The 21,016-nt window shown below is 33.6% G+C and carries 20 protein-coding genes and 4 tRNA genes; 23 read left to right on the top strand and 1 reads right to left on the bottom strand.

The features are described 5' to 3' along the window. Positions 1 to 70 precede the first annotated feature (70 nt). The 7 genes from BKM63_RS10755 (at position 71) to BKM63_RS10785 (ending at position 10,465) form a co-directional block, all read left to right on the top strand. Entirely contained in the window at positions 71 to 3,205 is a 3,135-nt protein-coding gene (locus tag BKM63_RS10755) for a SusC/RagA family TonB-linked outer membrane protein (protein WP_071636602.1), read from the top strand. Between the two features lie 12 nt (positions 3,206 to 3,217). Next, the gene (locus BKM63_RS10760) at positions 3,218 to 4,651 is read left to right on the top strand and encodes a RagB/SusD family nutrient uptake outer membrane protein (RefSeq protein WP_071636603.1); all 1,434 of its coding nucleotides are present in this window, start codon (positions 3,218 to 3,220) and stop codon (positions 4,649 to 4,651) included. A 187-nt stretch (positions 4,652 to 4,838) separates the two neighbouring features. Next, positions 4,839 to 6,812 carry a putative porin gene (locus tag BKM63_RS10765; protein ID WP_071636604.1) on the top strand — a complete coding sequence of 658 codons (1,974 nt, stop codon included), beginning with the start codon at positions 4,839 to 4,841 and terminating at the stop codon, positions 6,810 to 6,812. Positions 6,813 to 6,852: 40 nt separating this feature from the next. After that, on the top strand, positions 6,853 to 8,214 hold the full coding sequence (locus BKM63_RS10770; RefSeq protein ID WP_071636605.1) for a pyridoxal-phosphate dependent enzyme: 1,362 nt from the start codon (positions 6,853 to 6,855) through the stop codon (positions 8,212 to 8,214). An 83-nt stretch (positions 8,215 to 8,297) separates the two neighbouring features. Beyond that, positions 8,298 to 8,780: a 3'-5' exonuclease gene (locus BKM63_RS10775; protein WP_071636606.1), complete on the top strand. Its 483-nt coding sequence runs from the start codon at positions 8,298 to 8,300 to the stop codon at positions 8,778 to 8,780. A gap of 74 nt (positions 8,781 to 8,854) precedes the next feature. After that, complete coding sequence (locus tag BKM63_RS10780; protein ID WP_071636607.1) at positions 8,855 to 10,126, top strand: DUF2851 family protein; 1,272 nt, start codon at positions 8,855 to 8,857, stop codon at positions 10,124 to 10,126. 111 nt (positions 10,127 to 10,237) lie between these two features. Further along, complete coding sequence (locus BKM63_RS10785; RefSeq protein WP_007810860.1) at positions 10,238 to 10,465, top strand: PspC family transcriptional regulator; 228 nt, start codon at positions 10,238 to 10,240, stop codon at positions 10,463 to 10,465. A 66-nt stretch (positions 10,466 to 10,531) separates the two neighbouring features. On the opposite strand, the gene BKM63_RS10790 is transcribed toward BKM63_RS10785, so the two are convergent. After that, positions 10,532 to 11,983 (bottom strand): amino acid permease, encoded by a 1,452-nt coding sequence (locus BKM63_RS10790; protein WP_071636608.1) that lies wholly within the window; start codon positions 11,981 to 11,983, stop codon positions 10,532 to 10,534. A 274-nt stretch (positions 11,984 to 12,257) separates the two neighbouring features. Here BKM63_RS10790 and BKM63_RS10795 point away from each other — a divergent pair, with 274 nt between their 5' ends. The 16 genes from BKM63_RS10795 to rplL all read left to right on the top strand — a co-directional run bounded on the left by BKM63_RS10795 (position 12,258) and on the right by rplL (position 20,909). Further along, on the top strand, positions 12,258 to 13,148 hold the full coding sequence (locus tag BKM63_RS10795) for a ComEA family DNA-binding protein (protein WP_071636609.1): 891 nt from the start codon (positions 12,258 to 12,260) through the stop codon (positions 13,146 to 13,148). Between the two features lie 14 nt (positions 13,149 to 13,162). After that, entirely contained in the window at positions 13,163 to 14,305 is a 1,143-nt protein-coding gene (locus BKM63_RS10800) for an acyl-CoA dehydrogenase family protein (protein WP_071636610.1), read from the top strand. Between the two features lie 237 nt (positions 14,306 to 14,542). Next, a complete protein-coding gene (gene rpsU / locus BKM63_RS10805) occupies positions 14,543 to 14,737 on the top strand; it encodes a 30S ribosomal protein S21 (protein ID WP_012024008.1) in 195 nt (64 codons plus the stop codon). Between the two features lie 132 nt (positions 14,738 to 14,869). Continuing rightward, on the top strand, positions 14,870 to 15,763 hold the full coding sequence (locus BKM63_RS10810) for a tyrosine-type recombinase/integrase (RefSeq protein ID WP_071636611.1): 894 nt from the start codon (positions 14,870 to 14,872) through the stop codon (positions 15,761 to 15,763). A gap of 34 nt (positions 15,764 to 15,797) precedes the next feature. Continuing rightward, positions 15,798 to 16,100 (top strand): ribosome hibernation-promoting factor, HPF/YfiA family, encoded by a 303-nt coding sequence (gene hpf / locus BKM63_RS10815; protein ID WP_053472330.1) that lies wholly within the window; start codon positions 15,798 to 15,800, stop codon positions 16,098 to 16,100. A gap of 90 nt (positions 16,101 to 16,190) precedes the next feature. Next, positions 16,191 to 16,264: transfer RNA gene (locus BKM63_RS10820), tRNA-Thr, on the top strand. Positions 16,265 to 16,327: 63 nt separating this feature from the next. Continuing rightward, a tRNA-Tyr gene (locus BKM63_RS10825) sits at positions 16,328 to 16,408 on the top strand. Between the two features lie 83 nt (positions 16,409 to 16,491). Continuing rightward, positions 16,492 to 16,563, top strand: a tRNA-Thr gene (locus tag BKM63_RS10830). A gap of 55 nt (positions 16,564 to 16,618) precedes the next feature. Continuing rightward, a complete protein-coding gene (gene tuf, locus BKM63_RS10835; protein ID WP_057123935.1) occupies positions 16,619 to 17,806 on the top strand; it encodes an elongation factor Tu in 1,188 nt (395 codons plus the stop codon). A gap of 60 nt (positions 17,807 to 17,866) precedes the next feature. Continuing rightward, positions 17,867 to 17,937 (top strand) — tRNA-Trp (locus tag BKM63_RS10840). Positions 17,938 to 17,955: 18 nt separating this feature from the next. Then, positions 17,956 to 18,153 (top strand): preprotein translocase subunit SecE, encoded by a 198-nt coding sequence (gene secE, locus BKM63_RS10845; RefSeq protein ID WP_008466927.1) that lies wholly within the window; start codon positions 17,956 to 17,958, stop codon positions 18,151 to 18,153. A 10-nt stretch (positions 18,154 to 18,163) separates the two neighbouring features. Then, positions 18,164 to 18,715, top strand: coding sequence for a transcription termination/antitermination protein NusG (gene nusG / locus BKM63_RS10850; protein WP_029273444.1), 552 nt, complete (start codon positions 18,164 to 18,166; stop codon positions 18,713 to 18,715). Positions 18,716 to 18,781: 66 nt separating this feature from the next. Beyond that, a complete protein-coding gene (gene rplK / locus BKM63_RS10855; RefSeq protein ID WP_026713295.1) occupies positions 18,782 to 19,219 on the top strand; it encodes a 50S ribosomal protein L11 in 438 nt (145 codons plus the stop codon). Positions 19,220 to 19,232: 13 nt separating this feature from the next. Then, positions 19,233 to 19,922 carry a 50S ribosomal protein L1 gene (gene rplA / locus BKM63_RS10860; RefSeq protein ID WP_012024013.1) on the top strand — a complete coding sequence of 230 codons (690 nt, stop codon included), beginning with the start codon at positions 19,233 to 19,235 and terminating at the stop codon, positions 19,920 to 19,922. A gap of 22 nt (positions 19,923 to 19,944) precedes the next feature. Beyond that, a complete protein-coding gene (gene rplJ / locus BKM63_RS10865; RefSeq protein ID WP_042564008.1) occupies positions 19,945 to 20,448 on the top strand; it encodes a 50S ribosomal protein L10 in 504 nt (167 codons plus the stop codon). A gap of 89 nt (positions 20,449 to 20,537) precedes the next feature. Further along, positions 20,538 to 20,909 carry a 50S ribosomal protein L7/L12 gene (gene rplL, locus BKM63_RS10870; RefSeq protein WP_025572412.1) on the top strand — a complete coding sequence of 124 codons (372 nt, stop codon included), beginning with the start codon at positions 20,538 to 20,540 and terminating at the stop codon, positions 20,907 to 20,909. The last annotated feature ends 107 nt before the right edge of the window (positions 20,910 to 21,016 follow it).

Raw genomic sequence — 21,016 nt, forward strand, 5'->3', positions numbered from 1 at the left:
ACACTTTAAAATTGTTAATGTAGGAAAATAATTTCAATTTTGTCGGCTTATTAACTTAAAATGATTTAGGATGAAATTAAAATTTACGTCTATTTTAACATTATTGTTACTCTTTTGTGTTCTGTTCTCTTTTGCACAAGAAAGAACAATTTCAGGAATTGTTTCGGATGGAAGTGGTGTTGTTCCGGGAGTTAACGTGATTGTAAAAGGAACAAAAAACAGCACACAAACTGATTTTGATGGTAAATATTCAGTAAAGGCAAAAACGGGAGATGTTTTGGTTTTTTCGTACATGGGAATGCAGGATTTTACAGCTGCGGTTGGAAGCAGTTCTACAGTAAATGCTAAAATGAAAGAAGATGGAAAAGAATTGGAAGAAGTAGTTGTTGTGGCTTATGGTAAACAAAAACTTAAATCAATAGTTGGATCACTTGCAGTTGTTAATTCTGATGTTATCGAAAAACAACAAAATGCGAATGTACTAAACGCTTTGCAAGGCAGTGTGGCGGGTATTAATGTTATTTCGTCTGGAGGTATGCCAGGTGAAAATCCTACTATTCGAATTAGAGGTGTTGGTTCTATCAATGCTTCTGCTGAACCTTTAATTATATTGGATGGAGCACCTTTTAGTGGAAATTTAAACTCAATAAGTTCTGATCAAATTGAATCTATGAGTGTCTTAAAAGATGCATCATCAACAGCTCTTTATGGTTCTCGAGGGGCTAATGGAGTTATACTTATTACAACAAAAAGGGGAAAATTAAATTCAGCTCCAAAAATTAGTTTTACAAGCACAGTTGGATTTGCTGATAGTGCTGTTCCCTTGCAAAAATTAGTAAGCTCAGATGATTATATGAAATTGACATGGGAAGCTATTAAAAATGCAAATCAATATGTTAATAAACAAACGGCCGAAACGGCTGGTTTAAATGCTTCTAACTCATTAATTTCAAGATTAGGTTATAATCCTTATACGGTTGCAAATCCAGTTGATGCAAATGGTAATTTAGTAACAACTGAAAAAAAATGGGATACTGATTGGGCAGATCTAATGTTAAATAATGCAGCTGTCAGAAAAGAAAATACTTTATCTGTTTCTGGTGGTAGTAATAATACAAGATACTTTTTTACTTCAAATTATTTATCTCAGGAAGGAAATGTGGTTACTTCAAAGTTTGAACGTGTTACAACACGTTTGAGTGTTGATTCAAAAGTAAATAATTGGCTTAAAGTTGGAACAACAATGTTTTATTCGACATCAAATCAAAATTTTCCTTCTCAGAGTGGTACTAGTTTTCAAAGTGCTATTCAATGGATTTATACTATTCCTTCAATTTATCCAGTATATCAAAGAAATGCCTCGGGTGATTTAACACTAGATTCAAATGGACAGAAAATTTTTGATTACGGATCTACTCCAGGGCAAGCATTTAACGGAAGTAGACCTCAATTAAATAATGAAAATGCTTATGGTTCATTATATAATTACAAGGTAGGTTATAAGCGTGAAAACTATACAGCAAATGCTTACTTAGAATTCATATTAGCAAAGGATTTAACTTTTAAAACTAATCTAGCTTATGATAGATATTTAAATGATTATTCTAATTATGCTAGTAGTGAAGTTGGATATGCGGCTAGTGTAGGTGGAAGGATTACTAAGGATAGAGATATTACGACATCTACAAATTTGATTAATAGTTTGAATTATAAAAAATCTTTTGGTAACCATAACTTTTCTGCAGATTTAATACAAGAAGCTTATAAATTCGAAATTGATGCTATGAGAGCGCAAGGAGAAGGTTTTTTACCTGGAGTTAAAGTATTGGATGGAAGTACTACTCCATCTAGTGTTGGGGGATATATATCAGAAGAGAGGATTTCTAGTTATCTTGGACGATTAGCCTATAATTATAAAGAAAAATATTTTATAGAAGGAAGTTATAGAAGAGATGGTTCTTCGAGATTTAATTCGGATGTTAGATGGGGTAATTTTTATTCTGTTGGAGGTTCATGGTTAATATCTCAGGAGAATTTCTTAAAAGAAAATACTATCATTAGTGACTTAAAATTAAGAGGTTCTTATGGAGAATTAGGTAATAATCAAACGTTAGATGCTGATGGAAACCCCAACTATTTTCCTTATAAACAATTATTTGAATCGGGGTATAACGAATTAGATAATACAGGGGTTGTATTAGGTTCTGCTGTAGATCGATTATTAACATGGGAAAAAACGGCTTCAACAGATATAGGAGTTGATTTTGGATTATTCAAAAACAGATTAACGGGGACAATTGATTATTATAATAAAAAATCTATTGACTTAATTTATACCAAACCTCTTCCAGGCTCTACAGGTAATACTGGTATTACTACAAATGTGGGATCCTTAAGAAATTACGGATGGGAATTTTCTTTGAACTCAAAAAATATTAAAACTCAAAATTTTGATTGGACTTCAGGCTTGAATTTGTCTTTTGATAGAAATGAAATTACCCAACTTACACAAGCAAGTTTTATTAATGGAACCAAAAGATGGGAAGTTGGACGCTCTTTATATGAATTTTATCTTCAGGACTGGGCAGGTGTAGATCCAGAAACAGGTTATGGAATGTGGTATAAGGACGTACTAGGAGCTGATGGTAAACCAACAGGTGAACGAGTTACAACTAAAGTTTATTCTGAAGCTACAAGGTATTATGTTAATAAATCTTCTTTACCTGATTTCGTTGGTGGATTTACAAATTTTTTCAGATATAAAAACATTGACTTAAATATACTATTTAATTTCAGTTGTGGTTCATATATATATGATAGTAGTTATGCTAGTTTGATGGAAGGTCTTAAATCAGCAGGTAGAGCAGCTAGTAAGGATATTGAAAATCGTTGGCAAAACCCTGGAGACATTACTAATGTACCATTATTATTGGCGTCAAATAATGATTTCAATTCTCAATCTACAAGATTTTTATTTAGAAATGACTACGTTAGACTTAAGTCTTTAAATTTTGGTTATAATTTCCCGCAAAGTGTTCTTGATAGAACCAGTCTCTCTAAACTAAGATTATATTTCCAAGGAGATAATTTATTTACTTTCCAATCTCATAAAGGACTTGATCCAGAGCAGAATCTTGCAGGAACAACGGATAGTAGGTCTTATAACTTAAGAATAATCTCTTGCGGACTTAATTTAGAATTTTAAAATAAAAAATACATGAAAAATTTAATTTCAAGAATTTTCATTGCCATAGTGGCATTACTTATAGTGACGAGTTGTAGCAAAGATTTTCTTGACGAGCCACAACCAACAGCTGGTGTTTCTGAAACGGTTGTTTTTAGTTCACGAGAAGGAGTAGAAGCTTTCATTTCAGGAATAATGAGACGCTTCAGAGGACAATATACAAACGTAGATTCCGCAGGTCTTAATTCGATTTTTTTTGCAAGAAGTTTGAAAGGAAATGATTTAATTCAGTCTGATACATGGTTCGGATCTGATTACGCAAATACTAATAGAGAACCTACTTATAGAAGAACTATATTTACTTGGAATTACTGCTATTATATGATTAATCAGGCAAATGCTTTAATTTCTGGAGTTGAAGAAAGCAATGCGTTATCAGTAGATGATAAAAAAGAGTTAACCAGCTATGGATATGCTTTGAGAGGATTTTTCTATCACCAGTTGGTTTTAGAATTCTGTCCATCTTATTCGGTTGATGTTAATTATCCTGCTCCTCCAATTTATACAGGTTTATCTATGATTGGAAATTCTATGTCAACTGTTGGAGAGTTATATAAATTTATCGAGTCAGATTTAATAAAAGCAGTTGATGGGTTAAAGGAAGATCGTTTGGGCAAATCATATATTAATAAAAGTGTTGCTAATGGTATTTTAGCTCAGGTTTATCAAGTAATGGGAAATTGGTCTGGTGCTGAAATTGCTGCAAAAGCGGCATATGGAGGAAACCCTTTGGCAGTATTAAATGCTGCGAGTTATCGTTTAGGATTTGACGATTATTCTAATATTGAATGGATTTGGGGAAGCGCACAAAGATCAGATCAAACGAATTATTATTATAATGCCCCAGCTGTTATGACTGATCATATGGTACCATCCTATGCTGCAACATTTATTAATAAAGATTTTGTTAGTTTATTCTCTCCAACAGATGTTAGGGGGTATTTTCAAATGAAAAGTGCTTCAATATCAGATGTTAATGATTACAGGTATTGGATAACACGCAAGTTTTCATTTAGTTTTGCGGGAGATAATCCTATTATTAGAACTCCTGAGATGATCCTAATTGAAGCAGAAGCTAAAGCAAATTTGGGAGATAACGAGGGGGCGCATAATCTACTTTTTGTATTACAAAAGAATCGAGATGTAAATGCCATAATGTCTTCAAATACAGGATCCGCGTTAATTGATGAAATTTTAATTGAAAGAAGAAAAGAATTGTATGCTGAAGTTGGTGTCGAATGGTTTGATGCAAAACGTTTAAGAAAAGGGATTATTAGAACAGGAAATCATAGAATTGGAGAGGCAGCAAACTTGAGCGTTGATGATAAAAAGTTTTTCCTAAAAATCCCTCAAGCAGAAATTGATGCTAATCCTTTAATTCCTAAAGATATAAATAGTAATAGATAATTAGTATTCGTGCAGGTTATCTTGTCTCTAATAAGGAGCTAAATAATTAACCGTCTCAAGTTAACTTGAGACGGTTTTTTTATAGATAATTAAAATACTAAGAATTTGTTTTTTTTCGTTTATACGTTTTTATCTTTTACCTTTGCTCAACAAAAATTGCCGAAATAATTTTATATAACGCTATCAAATGAGAATATTCATTTTTCTATATCTATTAATTGTACCAGCCTTATTGTTTTCTCAGGAAAAAACTACTCCAAAAAGTAGTTTAGATATGAATACACAATATTCAAGTATAACAGACACAGTTAAAAAGAAAAAGTCAATAGTAGCCAAGATAGATCAGTATCATATAATTACTTTAGAGCATGATACCACTTATGTAGATACTTCCCTGACTATTAAAAGCGCATACAAACAAAACCATCTTAGAAAAGATCTTTTTGGTCTTTTAGAGTTTTCAAATATTGGTTTGCCATTGAATACTTTACAATATAGTTTAACTAGTTTTTCACCGTACCCCGAAATTGGTTTTAGTGCCAAACATTATAATTACATACAAGCCGATGAAGTAAGATATTACTCAGCTCCAACACCTTTAACTGAATTATTTTTCAACACCACAATAAACAAAGGACAAAACGTAGATTCGTTTATTACACTAAATACATCAAAAAACCTTAATTTTTCTATTGCCTACAGAGGCTTGCGTTCAGAAGGAGATTATATAAATCAGCTAGTGAGTTCCGGAAGTTTTAGATTTACTACAAGCTATGCGACGACCAACAGACGATATGCACTAAATGCGCATTATACCTATCAGGATAATATGAACGAAGAAAATGGCGGTATTACAACAACGGCAGATTTCGAAAGTGACGATCCGGATTTTAAAAACCGTCAGCGATTACAAGTTTATTTGACAGATGCAGAGTCATTATTAAAAGGAAGACGTTTGTTTTTTGATCATGCATTTAGAATAAATCCGAAAAACGGAAACAACAATTTGTATATAAATCATCAATTTAACTACGAAAATAAATCATACGAATACAAACAGCCAACGGTTCTTTCAACAGTTGATGGAATATCTTTGCCAGTAAAACGTTTTGGAGAATCTTATGTAACAAGCAGTATAAATGATCAAACACACTTTGAAAGACTTTATAATAAAGTGGGAGTGGCTTATGAAAATTCTCTTTTAGGAAAATTTAATTTTTTTGTAGACGATTACAGATCAAACTACAAGTATAATCGAATTTTGATAGATGCTTCAGGAAATGTTATTCCGGATAATTTATTTTTACAGATTAATAATGTTGGAGGGCAATTTGAATATCAAAAGAATAAATGGAACGGACGCTTTTTGTATACAAGATCTATTACCAACCAGTCATTATCTGATTTGGATGCAAAATTACGTTACAACCTAAACGAGAAAATACAGTTTGATTTCAGATATAGAAATATTAATAAACTGCCAAACAATAATTATAACTTATACCAGAGTAGTTACGTAGAGTACAATTGGTCGAATAATTTTAAAAACGAAAAAATTAATTTGTTAGGAGCTGTTGTGTCTACACCATGGGTAAATGCAGAAGTTCAATATACGGTATTAAATGATCACTTATATTTTGCAGACGTATCTACAGCAGCAGAAGCAGCAGTACGAACACAAATTATAAAACCAACTCAATATGGAAATGCAATAAATTATTTAGAAATTAAGGCAAATAGAGAATTTAAGTTTGGAAAATTTGCTTTAGATAATACTTTATTATATCAAAAAGTAGATCAGTCAGATTTGATTTTAAATGTTCCTGATTTTGTAACCCGAAATACATTTTATTACACCAACTACTTTTTCAAAAAGGCATTATACGCTCAGGGAGGAATTGTATTTAATTATTTTACCAAATATTATGGTAATAGTTACAACCCGGTTATTGGAGAATTTTTTGTTCAGAACACAAAAGAAATTGGTAATTATGCCACTTTTGATGTTTTTATAAACGCTAGAATACGTCAAACACGTTTCTATTTAAAAGCAGAACATTTGAACGCATTATTCGCAAAAAGCAATTATTATGCAGCGCCTGATAATCCATATCGTGATTTCGTAATCAGATTTGGTTTGGTTTGGAATTTCTTCCAATAAATCTGGCTTAACTTAAATACCACATTAAACTTAAATAAAAATGGACTTTTCAAATAACATTTTAGAAACAATTGGTAACACACCATTGGTAAAACTCAACAAAATTGTTGCTGAAATTGATGCGTTAGTATTGGCAAAAGTCGAAACATTTAATCCGGGAAATTCTGTAAAAGACAGAATGGCCGTAAAAATGATTGAAGATGCAGAAGCTGACGGCAGACTTAAACCTGGAGGAACTATAATTGAAGGTACTTCGGGAAATACCGGAATGGGACTGGCACTTGTTGCTATTGTAAAAGGGTACAAATTGATTTGTGTAATCTCAGACAAACAGTCTAAGGAAAAAATGGATATTCTTCGTGCTGTTGGAGCAAAAGTTGTCGTTTGTCCTACAGATGTTGAACCTACAGATCCTCGTTCCTATTATTCGGTTTCAAAGCGTTTGGCAGAAGAAACACCAAATTCATGGTATGTAAACCAGTACGATAATATGTCAAATTCATTGGCACATTATGAGCAGACCGGACCAGAAATCTGGAAACAGACAGAAGGTAAAATTACTCACTTTGTTGTGGGGGTAGGAACTGGAGGAACAATTTCGGGAGTTGGGAAATATTTAAAAGAGAAAAATCCAAATATTAAAATTTGGGGAATTGACACGTATGGTTCAGTTTTTAAAAAATACCATGAAACTGGAATTTTTGACGAAAACGAAATCTACTCCTATATAACAGAAGGAATTGGAGAAGACATACTTCCAAAAAATGTTGACTTTTCTTTAATTGACGGATTTACAAAAGTAACTGATAAAGACGCTGCTGTTTATACAAGAAAGATTGCACTTGAAGAAGCTATTTTTGTTGGAAACTCAGCCGGAGCTTGTATTAAAGGTTTGCTTCAGCTGAAGGACCATTTTAAACCGGATGACGTTGTCGTAGTTTTATTTCACGATTCAGGAAGCCGTTATGTAGGGAAAATGTTTAATGATGATTGGATGCGTGAACGCGGATTCCTGGAAGAAAACGTTACCAAAGCCGAAGATGTTATCAAAGATCATATTGATAAAGAATTAATTGTAGTACGTACAGAAGAATTAGTATCGCATGCAATTGAGCGTATGCGTAAATATAAAATTTCACAAATTCCGGTTGTTGATATAACCGGTTTTGTAGGCTCTGTTGACGAAACAGACTTATTTAGAAGTTATGTTGCTGATAAAAATGTAGCTGAAAAACCAATTAAAGAAGTAATGGGAAAACCTTTCCCGATTGTGAAATTAGGAACTCCAATTGAAGAAGTATCAAAACTTTTTACCAAAGAAAATGATGCTGTTTTGGTTGATTTAGGAAACGGAAATCACCATATAATCACCAAATATGATATTATTGGTTCTATAAAATAAGAACTTACAAATAAAAGTTATCCATAAATCTGATTGTAATGTGCAATTAGGTTTATGGATTTTTTATCTTTAAAAATTTTAAAATGAACTTTACAGCTATAGATTTTGAAACTGCTACAGGATATCACCCGTGTTCTGTTGGTATTGTTACGGTCCAGAACGGGATTATCGTTGATGAGTTTGTGACTTTGATTAAACCGCCCAATAATGAGTACAATCCGTTTACGATTCGGGTGCATGGCATTTATCCAAAAGATACGGTAAACTCAAAATCATTCCTGCAGGTTTATCCTGAAATTGAAAAAAGACTTAAAAATAGAGTAGTAGTAGCGCACAACGAAAGCTTTGATCGTAATGTTTTAATGAAATCGATGCTGTTGTACGGGTTAAATTATGAAGATTTAAATATTGCTGCAAAATGGGAATGCACAGTAAAAATTTATAAAGCAAAAGGTTTAAAGCCCACAAAATTAAGTGACTGCTGTCGGGAAATGAAGATACAGCTGAACCATCACGAAGCACTTTCTGATGCAAAAGCTTGTGCTAAGCTATATTTGCTTCGTTAAATATTGTTTATTTTGTAAGAATAATATTAAAATTTATTATTTTTAGATTTTGTTATCCATTATAAAATCTAAAAATGAGAGAAGACTTTCTTCATTATCTCTGGAAATTCAAGAAGTTTGACACCTTGAACTTAAAGACTGCTCAAAATGAATATATTACCATTATTAAAACCGGAGATTATCTGGAACTTGCAGGGCCGGATTTTTTTAATACCCAGATTAAGATTGGAAATCAAAAATGGGCAGGAAATGTTGAAATTCATTTAAAATCTTCAGATTGGTATTTGCACAATCATGAAAAAGATCCGGCTTATACAAATGTAATCCTGCATGTTGTATGGGAAAATGATACTGCAATTTTTAGGGAAAATAATACCGAAATTCCCGTTTTGGTTCTTAAGGATTATGTCACCCGGGAAGTAGTAGAAAACTATAATGCACTGATTTCTCCCAAAACCTGGATTTCCTGCGAAAAGCAAATAAAGCAAATAGATGTCTTTGTTTTTAATAATTGGCAGGAACGATTGTTTTTTGAACGTCAGGAGCGCAAATCTAAGTTTATTTATGATTTGCTAGAAGAGACAAATCAAGATTGGGAAGCCGTTTTATTTTGCTTATTGGCAAAGAATTTTGGCTTAAATACAAACGGATCAGCTTTTCTGCAAATGTCAAAATCAATACCTTTTTCGGTTATAAGAAAAGAAAGTTTTGAAGTTGAAAACCTCGAGGCATTACTTTTTGGGACTTTAGGTTTGTTAGATGAAGAAAAAGAAGATGTTTATTTTAAAGATTTAAAATTTAGGTATTTTTATCTGCTCCATAAATATCAATTAGAGAAAACATGTATTATCCCTGTTCAGTTTTTTAAACATCGTCCGGATAATTTTCCAACAATCCGGCTCTCGCAGTTGGCTGCTTTATACAGTCGGCATCAAAATCTTTTTTCTAAAATAATTGCTTTAAAATCTGTTTCGGATGTTTATGAAGTATTAAATGTTTCTGTAAGTTCATATTGGAAAAATCATTATCAGTTCGATAAAGAAAGCCCGAAGAAGGCCAAAACTGTATCAAAATCATTTCTGGATTTAGTAATTATTAATAGCATAATTCCAATTCAGTTTGCCTATTCTAATATAAGGGGAGAATCTATTTCTGAAGATTTAATTGAACTTATGAATCAAATTGCACCAGAAAAAAATGCCATTATAGACAAGTTTGATTCTTTCGGAATGCAATCTAAAAACGCTTTTGAAACCCAGACTTTATTAGAACTAAAGAATGAATATTGTAATCATAAAGCATGTTTAAAATGCGCAGTGGGGATAGAACTGCTCAAAAATAATTAGCCAATTATAAAATGTAACAGTGAGATAATTTGTACTTTTGTAATAAGAGGAAACTAAAATCAACCCCGTCCGGAAGTTTCGGAATCGGGATTAAAATCTAAAATATCAAAGATGTCAGCTATTTTAAAACTTAAATTCTTTTTCGAAAAATACGGTTTTCACGTATCGTCTAGATTGGCAGATAAATTAGGAATGCGAGTAACAAGTGTAAGGTTATTTTTTATCTACATTTCGTTTGTTACGGCTGGTTTAGGATTTGGAGTTTATCTTACCCTGGCTTTTTGGATTCGTTTAAAAGATTTAATCAGAGCAAAGAGGACCTCGGTTTTTGATTTGTAAATAAGAGAACAATAAAAAAGGGATCATAAATTATGATCCCTTTTGATTTTTTATAAGGTGTGTAAACTATTTTTCCGGATTGTTTAATTTACTGTTTTTCTTACCGTAAACAAAATAGATAAGTATTCCTAATGCCATCCAGATAACAAGTCTAGCCCAGCTTTCATTTGGTAATGAATACATTAAAGCCAAGCAGATTACAATTCCTGCAATTGGAACAAATGGAACCAAAGGAGTTCTAAATGCTCTTGGTGCATCTGGCATTTTTGTTCGCATTACCATAACGCCAACGCAAACTAATACGAATGCCAATAAAGTTCCGATACTTACCATATGGCCTAAATCACTAACCGGTACAAGACCTGCAAATAAACTAACGAATACTAAGAAGAAAAGATTAGTTTTCCAAGGCGTACGGAATTTTGCATGAATTTCACTAAAGAAAGAAGGTAATAAACCGTCTTTACTCATTGTATAGAAAACACGGCTTTGTCCCATAAGCATTACTAACATTACAGATGTATAACCTGCAAGAATTGCAATAATTAAACCTGTTTGTAAAAAGTCGTAACCAGTTACAGCAAATGCAGTCGCAGCTGGTTTAGCATCACCGGCAAATTTATAATAAGGTACAAGTCCTGTCATAACGTGAGAGAACAATACATATAATAGAGTACAAATAATTAATGAACCCAGAATACCAATTGGCATCCCTTTTTGAGGATTTTTAGCTTCTTGTGCAGCTGTAGAAACAGCATCAAAACCAATGAAAGCAAAAAATACAGTTCCGGCTCCGGCAGCAATTCCAGACCATCCAAATTTTCCGAATACCCCTGTGTTTTCAGGAATATAAGGCGTGTAGTTAGTTGGATCAATAAATTTCCATCCTAATACAATGAAGATAATTACAACAGCCACTTTTACAACAACTAGTATATTGTTTATAGTAGCAGATTCTTTTGTTCCTTTAATTAATAATAATGAAAGTAATGAAACGATAAAAATTGCTGGTAAATTCACAATTCCCCCTTCTATTACAGTACCATTGCTTAACGTTAAAGTTTCCCAGGGAGAGCAAATTAAATCAGGCGGGAGATGAATGTTGAATTTAGCAAGTAATTCAAGAAGGTATCGAGACCAGCTGACCCCAACGGTTGCGGCTCCTAAAGCATATTCTAAAACTAAATCCCAACCGATAATCCAAGCCATAAATTCTCCCATAGTGGCATAAGAATAAGTATAAGCACTACCGGCAACAGGTATCATCGAAGCAAATTCAGCATAGCAGAGTCCCGCAAATGCGCATCCTACTGCAGCTAAAACGAAAGAAATTGTAACGGCAGGACCTGCATGGTCTGCAGCGGCAATTCCTGTTAGCGAAAATAGTCCCGCTCCAATAATTGCTCCAACTCCAAGTGCAACAAGCGAACGTGAAGATAAGGTTCTTTTTAGTCCTTTCTCAGATTCGGATGCTTCACCAAGCAATACCGAAAGAGGTTTAGTTTTCCAAATTGACATACTATAATATTGGTTTATTTGTTATTAAGCTCCAAATGTATTGTTTTTTGTAAAAAATAAAAACAATTATCATATTTTAAGTTATAAAATATTTAATTTTTTGAGGAAACGTAAAGCATACATTCTTTGTATGCTGAGATTCATTAATTTAATTGAGGTAAAGCTGCAGTATATGTATTTATTAAGAAAATTCATTTCTTACTATTTTTCCTAATAAATTAATTTATTTTTCGTTATTTTCGGCTTTTTTGTTCAATTATTATTTTTATTAAATATGAATTTTAAAGCAGTAAATGAGTATTTTAAGTTTACAAAACAACAACGAACGGGGCTTTTTTTGCTTTTTGTTATTATAATTGTATTGCAGCTGTTGTATTTTTTTTTAGATTTTTCAGAACCAGAAAAGAAGTTTGCTGAAGAGCCTCAATGGCTGTCGCTGCAAACAGAAATAGATAACGCCAAACTCGAAAAAAATAACGAAAAGAATAAGGTGTATACGTTTAATCCAAATTTTATTTCAGATTATAAAGGATATAAACTGGGAATGTCTGTTCAGGAAATTGATCGTTTATTGGCTTTCAGAAAAGAAAATAAATATGTAAACTCTGCAGAGGAGTTTCAAAAAGTAACACAAATTTCAGATTCATTATTAAAAGTGCTTTCGCCGCAGTTTAAATTTCCAGATTGGACGCAGCAGAAAAAGAATGATTTTAAAACAGAGAAAAAAGAATATGTCCCAAAAGTATTCTCTGCTAAAGCAAAAATTGCACTTCTGGATATAAATCAGGCGGCTCAGGAAGATTTGATTAAAGTATACGGTGTAGGCGAGACATTATCTGCTAGAATATTAAGACAAAAAGAAATTTTAGGAGGATTTGTTTCAATGGAGCAGTTGAAAGATGTTTGGGGGCTTTCGCCCGAAGTGATAGTAGAATTAAACAGTCACTTTAAAGTTGTTATTCCTTCCAATTTTAAAAAAATATCCATAAATGATGCTTCCTTAAAAGAATTATCGCAGTTTCCATATTTTAAATATTCTCTTGCAAAACAAATTGTAACTTATCGAAGTATGAATGGAAATTTTAATAATATTGAGGATTTATCAAAAATTAAAGGTTTTCCTGTTGAAAAAGCAAAAATAATTAGTTTATATTTGGAGTTCTAAAAAATTAGTAAACAATGAATTTTGAATATAACGAAACGCAGTCGATGATTGCACAATCTATAAAAGAGTTTGCCGAAAAAAATATAAGACCTTATATAATGGAGTGGGATGAGGCACAAATTTTTCCTGTCGACTTGTTTAAAAAACTTGGAGAAATGGGATTTATGGGTGTTTTAGTGCCGGAAGAATATGGCGGATCAGGATTGGGTTATCATGAATATATTACCGTGGTTGAGGAGATTTCAAAAGTAGATCCTTCAATAGGGTTATCTGTGGCAGCTCATAATTCGCTTTGTACTAATCATATCCTGACTTTTGGGAATGAAGATCAAAAAAAGAAATTTCTGCCAAAACTGGCAACTGCCGAATATATTGGAGCTTGGGGTTTAACAGAACACAATACAGGTTCTGATGCCGGAGGAATGAATACAACAGCTGTAAAGGATGGGGAATTCTGGATTATTAATGGAGCCAAAAATTTTATTACACATGCAATATCGGGTGATGTTGCAGTTGTAATTGTTCGTACCGGCGAAAAAGGCGATTCGAAAGGAATGACAGCTTTTGTATTAGAAAAAGGAATGGCGGGATTTTCATCAGGTAAAAAAGAAAATAAATTAGGAATGCGTGCAAGTGAAACTGCAGAATTGGTTTTTGATAATTGCCGTGTACCTGATGCAAATAGGTTAGGTGAAGTTGGACAGGGATTTGTTCAGGCAATGAAAATTTTAGATGGAGGACGAATTTCTATTGGAGCCTTATCATTAGGAATTTCAAAAGGAGCTTACGAAGCAGCATTAAAGTATTCAAAAGAAAGGTATCAGTTTGGTCAGCCAATTAGTAATTTTCAGGGAATTTCATTTAAACTAGCCGATATGGCAACGGAGATTGAAGCTTCAGAATTGCTTTTGCATAAAGCAGCTTATTTAAAACAACAGCATAAACCTGTTACAACATCTGGAGCAATGGCCAAAATGTATGCTTCTGAAGCTTGCGTGAAAATTGCAAATGAAGCAGTGCAAATTCACGGTGGTTATGGATATACCAAAGATTTTCCTGTTGAGAAATTTTACAGAGATTCTAAATTATGCACTATAGGTGAAGGAACTACAGAAATTCAAAAACTGGTTATTTCCAGGAATTTATTAAAAGAATAGTTTGGGCGTGCCCATAAAAACAAAAGCATTCAGCAAACGTTGAGTGGCTTTTGTTTTTATGGTCGGGCTTTTCACTCCAATCTTTTTGTTTTTAAAGAAAAAAACAAAAAGGATTTCCGTTGCAATCCCTCACGCACACATAAAAAACGATTTTATTAAAATTATTTACAATTTATAAGTCATATTTAATAATTAATTTTTACATTTGCAGCCTTAACGAGAGGAGGTGTCTATATTATGTTAATTATACCAATTAAAGACGGAGAAAATATCGATAGAGCATTAAAGCGCTATAAAAGAAAATTTGATAAAACAGGAACTGTTCGTCAATTAAGAGCGCGTACTGCTTTTATTAAGCCTTCTGTTGTAAAAAGAGCTCAAATTCAAAAAGCTGCTTACATCCAAACTTTGAAAGATAGTTTAGAAAGTTAGTATTTCGCTTTTCAAAAATAATTACCGTTAGTCATCAAAAAGTTTTAACTTTGATGCTAACGGTTTTTTGTTTTTATAATCTTACGTAAATGTTTTACTTATATATAAAGGTAAATCAAAATTAACTTTCTTATGCAATCTAATAAAGAAGCCTTTCGTGATTATTTGCAGCTGGAAAAAAAATATTCTCCACATACGGTTAATGCTTATTTGAAAGATGTTGAGTCGTTCGAGGAGTTTAACAAAACTCGTTTTGAACAGGATGGTGTGGAAAAGGTAAATTACAGCCAGATTAGAAGCTGGATTGTTTCTTTGGTAGATAATGAAATTTCTAATGTTTCGGTAAATAGGAAAATGGCTTCGTTAAAGGCTTTTTATAAATTTCTTTTGAAGATAAAGCAAATAGAGGTTAATCCGATGTTGAAACATAAATCGCTTAAAACTCCTAAAATTATTCAGATTCCTTTTTCGGAGAAAGAAGTAAATGATTTGATGCTGGGGGTGGATTCTCCGTTTGGATTTGAAGAGGTGAGGGATAAGCTTATTGTGGATCTTTTTTATACCACGGGAATGCGTCGCGCAGAATTGATTGGTTTGATGTTGAGGAATGTTGATTTGTCTTCGAATGTAATTAAGGTTTTGGGAAAAAGAAATAAAGAGCGCATTATGCCGCTTCTGTCTGTTGTTGCGGGTCAGATTGATTTGTATTTAAAAGAAAGATCTGGGCTTGAAGAAATTCGTGATTCGGATTATTTTTTTATTTCGAAAAAAGGGTTAAAATTGAGTGAATCTTTTGTGTATCGATTAATAAATTCTTACTTTAGTAGGGTCTCTGAGAAAGTAAAAAAAAGTCCGCATGTGCTTAGGCATACATTTGCGACTCATTTATTAAATAACGGAGCAGATTTAAATTCAGTTAAAGAATTATTAGGACATTCGAGTTTGGCATCTACGCAGGTTTATACTCATAATAGTTTAGCGGAGCTTAAAAAAGTGTATTCTGATGCGCATCCAAGAAATAAATAGTAATTCTGAAATGTTTAACCCTAAAATTATTATTATGAAGGTAGATGTTCATGCAGTTAACTTTACTGTTGATAGAAAATTGGTGGATTTTATTCAGGAAAGAATGGATAAGCTTGAAAAGTACTATGATCGAGTTGTTTCGGCAGATGTTTTTCTGAAGGTGGAGAGAACAAGTGATAAGGAGAATAAGGCAGTAGAGATTAAGATTAATGTTCCGGGAGATGAATTTTTGGTTAAAAAGCAGTGTAAATCATTCGAAGAGGCTGTAGAGCTTTCGGCAGAATCGCTAGAACGTTTGCTGGTAAAAAGGAAAGAAAAAATAAGAGCACACATATAATTGAAATTTTTTTTAAAAAATGTTTTGATTAAAAGATAAAATAGCTACATTTGCAGTCCGTTAGAAATAGCGGACTTTTTTAATGCAATTGCCGATGTAGCTCAGCTGGCTAGAGCAGCTGATTTGTAATCAGCAGGTCGTGGGTTCGAGTCCCTCTATCGGCTCAAAAATAAGTTTCAAATGCGATTTGAAACAGGTTCTTTAAAAGATTGAAATTTAGGAAATTAGGGGAGATACTCAAGCGGCCAACGAGGGCAGACTGTAAATCTGCTGTGTGAACTTCGCAGGTTCGAATCCTGCTCTCCCCACAAAAAAAAGAAGGTGAGGTTTTAGGTTTTAGATTTTCAAAAATCTGAAATCTAAATTCAAAAATCTAAAATCAGAACTCTCTGCCGGTGTAGCTCAGGGGTAGAGTGCTTCCTTGGTAAGGAAGAGGTCTCGGGTTCAAATCCCGACATTGGCTCAAGTAAGTAGGAAATTGAAAATTAATATATAACTAAGATTAAAAATTAAGTAAAATGGCAAAGGAGAATTTTAATCGTTCCAAACCGCACTTAAACATAGGTACAATTGGACACGTAGATCACGGAAAAACTACATTAACTGCTGCAATTACAAAAGTATTGTCAGATGCTGGTTACTGTCAAGCAAAATCGTTTGATCAAATCGATAACGCTCCAGAGGAGAAAGAAAGAGGTATTACTATTAATACATCACACGTAGAGTATGAAACTGCTAACCGTCACTACGCTCACGTTGACTGTCCTGGTCACGCGGATTACGTAAAGAACATGGTTACTGGAGCTGCTCAAATGGACGGAGCTATCTTAGTAGTTGCTGCTACAGATGGTCCAATGCCACAAACTCGTGAGCACATCCTTTTAGGACGTCAGGTTGGTATTCCAAGAATCGTTGTTTTCATGAACAAAGTGGATATGGTTGATGATGCTGAGTTGTTAGAGCTTGTTGAAATGGAAATTAGAGATTTATTATCTTTCTACGAATATGATGGAGATAATGGTCCTGTAGTTCAAGGTTCTGCTTTAGGAGGATTGAATAACGATCCTGCTTGGGTTCCTAAAATTATTGAATTAATGGAAGCTGTTGATGCTTGGATCGAAGAGCCAGTGCGTGACGTAGCTAAACCATTCTTGATGCCAGTTGAGGACGTATTTACAATTACAGGTCGTGGAACTGTTGCTACAGGTCGTATCGAAACTGGAGTTGCTAACACTGGAGATCCTGTTGAAATCATTGGTATGGGAGCTGAAAAATTAACTTCTACTATTACAGGAGTTGAGATGTTCCGTAAAATCCTTGATAGAGGTGAAGCTGGAGATAACGTAGGTTTATTGTTAAGAGGTATTGATAAAGCTGATATCAAAAGAGGTATGGTTATTATTAAGCCAGGTTCAGTAAAACCACACGCTAAATTCAAAGCTGAGGTTTATATCTTGAAAAAAGAAGAAGGTGGACGTCACACTCCATTCCACAATAACTACCGTCCACAGTTCTACGTACGTACAACTGACGTAACAGGAGTTATTTCTTTACCAGCAGGTGTAGAGATGGTAATGCCAGGTGATAACTTAACTATTGAAGTTGCTTTATTAAGCCCAATCGCTATGAACGTAGGTTTACGTTTCGCTATCCGTGAGGGTGGTAGAACAGTTGGTGCTGGTCAGGTTACTGAAATCGTAGAGTAATTCTATAAATAATAAAAAAAAGCCAGTTGATTTTCTTAACTGAAGTCACTGGCTTTAATTACGGGCGTAGTTCAAGGGTAGAATAGCGGTCTCCAAAACCGTTGATGGGGGTTCGAATCCCTCCGCCCGTGCAATAAAAAATATATCAAATGACAAAAGTTACTAATTATTTATCAGAGGCTTTCGAAGAATTAAAGTCAAATGTTACTTGGCCTGCTTGGGCTGAGGTTCAAAAATTGACAATTGTCGTAGCTGTATTTTCGATCCTATTCGCTTTGGCAACTTGGGGAGTAGACGAATTTTTTGCAAAAGCTTTGGCTGGATTTTTTAACTGGTTAAAAGGATAATTTTTTTGTGATGGCAGATAATAATGTGAAAAAGTGGTATGTGGTTAGAGCTGTAAGCGGCCAGGAGAATAAGGTTAAAGCTTACATCGAAACCGAGATTGCCAGATTAGGTATGGGTGATTATGTTTCCCAAGTTTTAGTGCCTACTGAGAAAGTGGTTACTGTAAAAGAAGGAAAGAAAATGTCTAAGGATAAAGTGTATTTCCCTGGATATGTTATGATCGAAGCTAATTTAGTTGGTGAGATACCTCATATTATTAAGTCTATTACAAGTGTAATTGGTTTCTTAGGAGAGATTAAAGGAGGAGAACCTGTTCCTTTAAGATTGTCGGAGGTAAATCGTATGTTAGGTAAAGTAGATGAGCTGGCTGTAAATACAGATACTCGTGCTATTCCTTTCAACTTAGGAGAAACAGTAAAAGTGATCGATGGTCCTTTCAATGGTTTTAACGGTACAGTTGAAAAAATCAATGAAGAAAAGCGTAAACTTGAGGTTATGGTTAAGATTTTCGGAAGAAAAACACCATTAGAATTGAGCTTTATGCAAGTTGAAAAAGTATAATTTTTTGTTACATATAATATCCATTACAATCGCTTCCAATTGATTGTGATGTTAAATTTTTTAAAAATGGCTAAAGAAATTAGTAAGGTAGTTAAACTACAAGTTAAGGGAGGTGCTGCGAACCCGTCGCCACCGGTTGGACCTGCTTTAGGAGCTGCTGGGGTTAATATCATGGAGTTTTGTAAGCAGTTTAATGCTAGAACTCAGGATAAACCTGGCAAAATTTGTCCAGTGCAAATCACTGTGTACAAAGACAAATCATTCGATTTTGTTGTTAAGACTCCTCCAGCAGCGGTTCAGTTAATGGAAGCTGCAAAGCTAAAATCTGGTTCAGGTGAGCCTAACCGTAAAAAAGTAGCTAGCGTTACTTGGGAACAAATTAGAGCAATTGCTGAAGACAAAATGCCAGACTTAAATGCTTTTACAGTAGAAAAAGCAATGAGTATGGTTGCTGGAACAGCTAGATCTATGGGTATAACCGTATCAGGAGATGCTCCTTTTTAATTAAGAAAAAGACATGGCAAAATTAACAAAAAAGCAAAAAGAGGCTGCTTCAAAAATTGAAAAGAACAAATTATACTCTCTAAAAGATGCTGCGGCATTATTGAAAGTTGTTGCTTCTGCAAAATTTGATGAGTCTGTTGATATCGCAGTTCGTTTGGGTGTAGATCCAAGAAAAGCGAATCAAATGGTTAGAGGTGTAGTTACTTTACCTCACGGAACAGGAAAAGACGTTAAAGTATTAGCATTGGTTACTCCGGATAAAGAAGCAGAAGCTAGAGAAGCTGGAGCAGATCACGTTGGTCTTGACGATTACTTACAAAAAATTAAAGACGGTTGGACAGATGTTGATGTTATCATCACTATGCCGGCTGTTATGGGTAAATTAGGTCCATTAGGTCGTATTTTAGGACCTAGAGGTTTAATGCCAAACCCTAAAACAGGTACTGTAACTATGGATGTTGCAAAAGCTGTTCAAGAGGTTAAAGCTGGTAAAATTGACTTTAAAGTTGATAAAACTGGTATCGTTCACGCAGGAATTGGTAAAGTTTCTTTTGGAGCTGAGCAAATTGTTGACAACGCACACGAAATTATTCAAACATTAATAAAACTTAAACCAACTGCTGCTAAAGGTACTTACATTAAAGGTATTCACTTAACTAGCACTATGAGTCCAGCTATTGCATTGGATCCAAAAGCAGTATAATTGGTAGTTAAAAATTTTTAGTATGACTAGAGAAGAAAAATCAATCGCGATTGAAAATTTAACTGCGCAGTTAGCTGGTACAAATATTATTTATGTATCGGATATTTCTGGATTAAACGCAGAAACAACTTCAAACTTACGTAGAGCTTGTTTTAAAGCAGGTATTAAATTAGAAGTTGTAAAGAACACTTTGCTTGCAAAAGCAATGGAAGCTTCTGCTAATGATTATGGTGATTTACCTTCAGTTTTGACTGGTAATAGTGCTATCTTCATTTCTGATGTAGCTAATGCTCCTGGAAAAATCATTAAAGATTTCCGTAAGAAATCTGATAAACCAGTTTTAAAAGGTGCTTTCATTAATAATGAAATTTACATCGGAGATAATCAATTAGATGCATTAGCAACTATTAAATCTAAAGAAGAACTTCTTGGAGAACTTATTGGATTATTACAATCTCCAGCTCAAAGAATTATTTCTGCTTTGCAAAACAAATTTGCTGGCAGCGAAGAAGAGGCTGAGGCATAATAATTATTGTAAGGAATGTTTCCTTGCAGCTTAGATAGCGCACAATAAACAAAATATAATTTTACAAATCATTTTAAACGATAGAAAAAATGGCAGATTTGAAACAATTCGCAGAACAATTAGTTAACTTAACAGTTAAAGAAGTTAACGAATTAGCAACAATATTAAAAGACGAGTATGGTATCGAGCCTGCTGCTGCAGCTGTAGTAGTTGCTGCTGGTGGTGGAGAAGGTGCTGCTGAAGAAGCACAAACTGAATTTACAGTTGTATTAAAAGAAGCTGGAGCTTCTAAATTAGCAGTTGTAAAATTAGTGAAAGAACTTACAGGTTTAGGTCTTAAAGAAGCTAAAGATGTAGTTGATGGTGCTCCAAGTACTGTTAAAGAAGGTGTTTCTAAAGAAGAGGCTGAAGGTCTTAAAAAATCATTAGAAGAAGCTGGAGCTGTTGTTGAGTTAAAATAACAAAACACAGTTTAGAACTAGGTTTAGACCTTGGATGGAATCATCCAAGGGTCTAAACCATTTTTCGTATAATAAAATAGATCAAGTTTTATTATCAAATAGTTTAA

The sequence above is a fragment of the Flavobacterium johnsoniae genome, from assembly GCF_001879205.1.
GTDB classification, from domain to species: Bacteria; Bacteroidota; Bacteroidia; order Flavobacteriales; family Flavobacteriaceae; genus Flavobacterium; species Flavobacterium johnsoniae_A.

What these genes read in the sequence shown, in the direction of transcription:
- BKM63_RS10755 (WP_071636602.1), top strand. Translation starts at nt 71, where the DNA reads ATGAAATTAAAATTTACGTCTATTTTAACATTATTGTTACTCTTTTGT.
- BKM63_RS10760 (WP_071636603.1), top strand. Translation starts at nt 3,218, where the DNA reads ATGAAAAATTTAATTTCAAGAATTTTCATTGCCATAGTGGCATTACTT.
- BKM63_RS10765 (WP_071636604.1), top strand. Translation starts at nt 4,839, where the DNA reads ATGAGAATATTCATTTTTCTATATCTATTAATTGTACCAGCCTTATTG.
- BKM63_RS10770 (WP_071636605.1), top strand. Translation starts at nt 6,853, where the DNA reads ATGGACTTTTCAAATAACATTTTAGAAACAATTGGTAACACACCATTG.
- BKM63_RS10775 (WP_071636606.1), top strand. Translation starts at nt 8,298, where the DNA reads ATGAACTTTACAGCTATAGATTTTGAAACTGCTACAGGATATCACCCG.
- BKM63_RS10780 (WP_071636607.1), top strand. Translation starts at nt 8,855, where the DNA reads ATGAGAGAAGACTTTCTTCATTATCTCTGGAAATTCAAGAAGTTTGAC.
- BKM63_RS10785 (WP_007810860.1), top strand. Translation starts at nt 10,238, where the DNA reads ATGTCAGCTATTTTAAAACTTAAATTCTTTTTCGAAAAATACGGTTTT.
- BKM63_RS10790 (WP_071636608.1), bottom strand. Translation starts at nt 11,983, where the DNA reads ATGTCAATTTGGAAAACTAAACCTCTTTCGGTATTGCTTGGTGAAGCA.
- BKM63_RS10795 (WP_071636609.1), top strand. Translation starts at nt 12,258, where the DNA reads ATGAATTTTAAAGCAGTAAATGAGTATTTTAAGTTTACAAAACAACAA.
- BKM63_RS10800 (WP_071636610.1), top strand. Translation starts at nt 13,163, where the DNA reads ATGAATTTTGAATATAACGAAACGCAGTCGATGATTGCACAATCTATA.
- rpsU (WP_012024008.1), top strand. Translation starts at nt 14,543, where the DNA reads ATGTTAATTATACCAATTAAAGACGGAGAAAATATCGATAGAGCATTA.
- BKM63_RS10810 (WP_071636611.1), top strand. Translation starts at nt 14,870, where the DNA reads ATGCAATCTAATAAAGAAGCCTTTCGTGATTATTTGCAGCTGGAAAAA.
- hpf (WP_053472330.1), top strand. Translation starts at nt 15,798, where the DNA reads ATGAAGGTAGATGTTCATGCAGTTAACTTTACTGTTGATAGAAAATTG.
- tuf (WP_057123935.1), top strand. Translation starts at nt 16,619, where the DNA reads ATGGCAAAGGAGAATTTTAATCGTTCCAAACCGCACTTAAACATAGGT.
- secE (WP_008466927.1), top strand. Translation starts at nt 17,956, where the DNA reads ATGACAAAAGTTACTAATTATTTATCAGAGGCTTTCGAAGAATTAAAG.
- nusG (WP_029273444.1), top strand. Translation starts at nt 18,164, where the DNA reads ATGGCAGATAATAATGTGAAAAAGTGGTATGTGGTTAGAGCTGTAAGC.
- rplK (WP_026713295.1), top strand. Translation starts at nt 18,782, where the DNA reads ATGGCTAAAGAAATTAGTAAGGTAGTTAAACTACAAGTTAAGGGAGGT.
- rplA (WP_012024013.1), top strand. Translation starts at nt 19,233, where the DNA reads ATGGCAAAATTAACAAAAAAGCAAAAAGAGGCTGCTTCAAAAATTGAA.
- rplJ (WP_042564008.1), top strand. Translation starts at nt 19,945, where the DNA reads ATGACTAGAGAAGAAAAATCAATCGCGATTGAAAATTTAACTGCGCAG.
- rplL (WP_025572412.1), top strand. Translation starts at nt 20,538, where the DNA reads ATGGCAGATTTGAAACAATTCGCAGAACAATTAGTTAACTTAACAGTT.